The organism is Consotaella aegiceratis (assembly GCF_036541425.1).
GTDB lineage: Bacteria > Pseudomonadota > Alphaproteobacteria > Rhizobiales > Rhizobiaceae > Consotaella > Consotaella aegiceratis.
The window spans coordinates 1-4,628 of record NZ_JAZHFT010000098.1; the positions used below are offsets into that span (position 1 = coordinate 1).

Below are 4,628 nucleotides of genomic sequence, written 5' to 3' on the forward strand. Positions count from 1 at the left end.
TGGCTCAATCGCAATCGACGGCTTGCCAAGGACTTCGAGCAGACCATCGCATCTGCCAATGCATGGCTGTTCCTCGCCTCGGTCCAACTCCTCGCTCGCCGCGTCGCAAGGCTCGCTAATTCATCTGCTTAGTTTTGAATCGGACACTGACCCCGGTTCGACATCCGAGTCGTTCAGTCTGGGCAATGTGCTTGCGCCAGACGGGCAACTCAAATTTCACAAGACTATCCGGATTGCTGTGACCGGCGACGTCCGCTTAACGAAGTGCGAGACCCGGATCATTGATACGCCCGATTTTCAACGGCTTAGAGGGGTCAGGCAGCTAGGGGCTGCCGTTTATGTCTATCCGACCGCGCTCCATACGAGGTTTGACCATTCGCTGGGTGTATTGCAGGAACTTGACAACCTTATTTCGCGCATCGCAACGAATCGAGCACAAGGGTCGGCCCCTTCCAGCAATTTCCCTATCTCGGCGCGGCAACGGTTGATCGCGCGGCTGTATGCTCTCCTTCACGATATCACTCATGTGCCGTTCGGTCACACGATCGAGGATGATCTCAAAATCTTTGAATCTCATGATGGGTTTCAGAAGGGGACTGACGATGGAAGAGATCGCTTCGATGAGTTACTAGGCCCTGAGAAGCCGATAGCGCAGATTATCAAAGAGGAATATGGCGAGAAGATCTACCAACGATTTGTGAATTTATTTCTCTCCGGCGGACGGGAGTCTCTTCCGGAGGAGGAGATCGATGGATCTGAGAGAAACACAGTTTTCGATGAAGCGTTGTACTATCTTGTCAGCAATACAGTATGTGCAGATCTCTTAGATTATCTAAAAAGAGATAGTTTTTTTTGCAATCTGAATGTATCTACGGCTGATAGGGTTCTGAATTACATATATATAGATCGCGTTCAATTTGGGGATCGCGGTGAGTCCCAGGTGCGGTCGGATGCTAAACATTTAGTAATGCCTGTCATTCGTCTATGGAAAACGAGAGAAAAAAGAGCTCGGTCGGATTTAATGACGGATCTAGCGGATCTTTTGGATGCTAGATATAAAATAGGCGAAAGAGTCTACTATCACCATGCAAAGATCATCGTAGATGCGATGATTGGAAGGGTTGTATTTGAGGCAAAAGTTAATGGTTTAATAGAATCGATAAATCTTCTTGGTTTTAGCGACGATACGCTTATACAGTTTTTGCAAGTGAAGCACCCGAGTTCTACGAAGCTAATTCAAGAACTGGCAAATGGGGTGCGCGACAGAGTCTTGTATGATGAGATTCTCAACATACGAGCCGACCGTCTCAGGTCTGGAACGGGGGCTGGTGCGGAACCTCGCGTCCGGCTCTTGGGTCAACTCAGAGATCCCGAAACCAGAACCGATTATGAGAATCAGATAGCAGAGTTCGTCGGTGGAAAGCCGGGTGACATCCTGATTTTTACACCATCTCCGACGATGAACGCAAAAATCGCTAGCGTAGTGGTGGACTGGGCAGGTAAGCGGTGCCGACTTGCTGAGGTTGAGCACTCGATATTGAAAGACCGCCTCAAACTAATTGGTGCCGCGCATGCTGAACTTTGGGCAGTCCATTTGTTGTGCCATCCCCGTTTCGATAAAGAGCAAAGGCGACGGGCTCACAATATGTTCTGCGGGTTGTTCTTGGAAGATAAAGAAAGAGAGTCCATAGTTAGGGGGTTGATGACGGACATGTTTCATCAGCCTTTGGGAAATCACTCTAAGGAGCAGTGGGATCAAGCATATACGGAGGCGTCGGAAGAATTTGTTCGGGAGACGGTTAGTTTCAAGTCGAGGGGGATTGCGGACCGCATGCAGGATTACATTAACCGTGCAATCGATCGGATTGTGGGTCATGTATGAAGGTTCCTCGCCTATATTTCGAGGATGATAGGTTTGCGGAATTCTTGGCCTATTTGGATGATTTGTCCGATCGTGCTGCGGTTAAGAATTTTGTCGATATTGATCGCCTTAGAATTATATTGAATCTGAATATATCCGTATCCTTCAAGGAGGGCATGAGTTCGTTAGCCTATACGGAAAGTTCTGGTAATGGGTATACGATATATATATCCAGGATCGCGCCAGATCAATTTCGTAGATTCGTTATTGCGCATGAGTTTTCTCATATTATTCTTGGTAGGTTTTTGGAACACAATCCGCTTGGAAGGGTTCTTAGTTTTCGTGAGGTGGAAGATCTTTCAGATTTGATAGCGGACAGGTTGCTTGTTCCACCGGACGCATCGGCGAAAATTTCGGGCGCAATGGATGGCGTTACGGAAGTCGATAAAAGGGAACTAGAGGATATTTTCATTTCTCTGCGTGTTCCGTTTCGATCGTTAGCCCGCCGGATCGGTGTGTCGATATTTCCAAAATCCATGCTTATGGTGTATTGTAGATTGCCGGATCAGATGGATCTTCTTTTAACGGACAATGAAAGGGCGATCTCTCACAGCGTTTTTGCCGAAGTTAGCGGCAAGTATCTTTCCTTTCGAACGCCAACTGCTGCCGGCCTTCTTGGTGCTCGACGCGGGTCGTCAAAGCGCCTTCCTTGGCTCGGCGATAGACTACGACAGGCGGTTTTAGACGGAATGTATAGCGGGGTCATTTTAGACCTTAAAGAGGATCGAGCGAGAAGTCTGGTTTTTTTGCTGTCACGCAAAGGGTAGATGTGGTGTAAATGCTCGTTATTCGGGTGGTGAGGTAGGCGTGATTAAGCAATGGAGAAATCGGCCGTCTTTGTAGAGTTAGATAATTTGCTGTCGTCGACGATATTGAAGTAAGGGGACAGCGGCTAACTTCTCTGATCTTGGTAGTCGGCTGAACCGGCTGGACTACCTACACGGCCAGTTCCGGGCGTTCTTCGCCATGCTCGACCTCGTGAGTCGCGGAATTTCGCTTAAGCCTGAAATGCATTGAGAAGCCCGCTGGTGGACGATCGCCGTCCGTTAACCACGCGATCGCTTCTGCAAACCGGCGCCTTGCGATCGGGGGTTGAAGGGCTCACCTTGGATTGGCGTTCCGGCGAGGTCGGAACGAGATCGGCCCCCGCTGGTGCTGGAACACCAAACGGAGGCCTGACCCGCAACCTGGATAAGAGGTCTTGGGCTATGACGAGCCATATCGTTTTCGTCGATTCGAGAAAAGTTCTCCTGAACGTTGGAACGGCCGCGCCGCCGATTGGCGGCGGCCTTGGCATTTGCCAGCAGACGCTTCGCGTCGTGTAGGCCGCGCGCTTTTCGCCAACGTCCTTTCAATTCCGAGATGATCAAGCGCGACGCTGGCGCGAACGCTTCCTGCGTCTGCGTCACGATGCTGGTCGGGCGGAAGTGTCGGCAATTGGCGGCAGGATCATCCTGCCTGCCGAAGATCCGTCGTGCCCGACCCCCTGCCAATTTGGTGCGGCGCAACGCGATCATCTCCATCCGGAGAACCCTTCATTGGATCACTTTTTGGATCACTTTGATGCACTCGAGGCGGAAGCCAACGAGACAAACACCTGCGACTACCGCACCCAGTTCATGCCCTTCGAGGTGCAGGACGAGCTGACCGCCTTGGTCGACAAGACCATCGCCGATATCGTCGCGGGAGTGCCCGCGCCCGATGCCATCCTCGGCGACTATGTCGGACTGGCCTCGCTGATCCGCTCGCTCTCCTTCCATGAAGGGAAGCTGCTGGAGCAGGCGATGGTCGCCCTCTGCCAGCGAAACACCGATCTGGTGGTGTTGTCGCAGAGCCTGCGCCTGCCCGTCACGCCGACGGCACTGGAGGCGATCGCCAACAACCGAACGGGCACCTTGAAGGGGCTGGCGTTCGATGCCGACGTGAAGACCCGGATGACGTACACGCCGGACCTGATCGTCGTGAACCGTCGGCGTCACACCGCGACCGTCATCGACATGAAACGCTCGGTCGCATCCTATCTCGATACCAATCGTCTGGAGGAGCTGAAGCGGCGAATGCTGGCGGTGTCGCTGATCCTCCCCGACTGGCTCTACAAGGAGCACAAGAGGTTGATGGTCGACGAGGTCGGCATCGCCATCGTCGACGGGGCGAGCGCGCCAAGCGACCACGACGCCGGGATCTGGGCGCTCGACGAAATCGACGACCTCCTGGAAATGCACGGCGCCGCTTCCGCGATGAAGGCCATGCGCCTGACCTTCGGCGATCGCGTGCGCGAGCTGCTCAGGGTTGAGGCGGAACGGGTGGTGGGCAGGCCTGCCAAGCGGGCCGAGGCGGTCATCGGCAAGGACCATTCGCACTTTCGCTGCGAGCTCATCCAAGACAACGCCGACGATGGCGCCGAAACGGAAAACATTTCCGCGGTTCCGCCGGATGCCCGGATGATCAAGGTCGGTGTCGCGCGGTCGCGAGCCTGCGCCTGACGCTAAGCTGGACACCTCGAAGAACCGACGTTTTGGCGGCATTGAAGAGACGTCATTGGTGATGGCGGCCCGATTTGGGCTTGATCGGTGTGGCTTTGCGGCACTTGGCGCTCATCCGCCATTGGAACTTCAGACCGGTGGCGATTTTGCCGTCATGCGGGCGCACCTCGCCCCTGATGCCAGACGAAGCGGGTGAGATTGTAGGCGAGATTGGCCATGCCGAT

General features: G+C 53.5%; 4 protein-coding genes and 1 pseudogene. 4 read left to right on the forward strand and 1 reads right to left on the reverse strand.

Features of this window, described 5'->3' with window-relative positions; translation table 11 throughout:
* The 3 genes and pseudogenes from SMD10_RS24915 to SMD10_RS24925 all read left to right on the forward strand — a co-directional run.
* A pseudogene (locus SMD10_RS24915) lies at positions 1 to 132 on the forward strand (IS5/IS1182 family transposase); the annotation flags it as partial.
* 106 nt (positions 133 to 238) lie between these two features.
* A complete protein-coding gene (locus SMD10_RS24920; RefSeq protein ID WP_331688426.1) occupies positions 239 to 1,882 on the forward strand; it encodes an HD domain-containing protein in 1,644 nt (547 codons plus the stop codon).
* 44 nt (positions 1,883 to 1,926) lie between these two features.
* Positions 1,927 to 2,688: an ImmA/IrrE family metallo-endopeptidase gene (locus tag SMD10_RS24925; protein ID WP_331688427.1), complete on the forward strand. Its 762-nt coding sequence runs from the start codon at positions 1,927 to 1,929 to the stop codon at positions 2,686 to 2,688.
* 279 nt (positions 2,689 to 2,967) lie between these two features.
* On the opposite strand, the gene SMD10_RS24930 is transcribed toward SMD10_RS24925, so the two are convergent.
* On the reverse strand, positions 2,968 to 3,444 hold the full coding sequence (locus tag SMD10_RS24930) for a hypothetical protein (protein ID WP_331688428.1): 477 nt from the start codon (positions 3,442 to 3,444) through the stop codon (positions 2,968 to 2,970).
* Between the two features lie 27 nt (positions 3,445 to 3,471).
* On the opposite strand from SMD10_RS24930, the gene SMD10_RS24935 reads away from it, so the two are divergent.
* Positions 3,472 to 4,404 carry a hypothetical protein gene (locus SMD10_RS24935; RefSeq protein ID WP_331688429.1) on the forward strand — a complete coding sequence of 311 codons (933 nt, stop codon included), beginning with the start codon at positions 3,472 to 3,474 and terminating at the stop codon, positions 4,402 to 4,404.
* Positions 4,405 to 4,628: the final 224 nt, after the last annotated feature.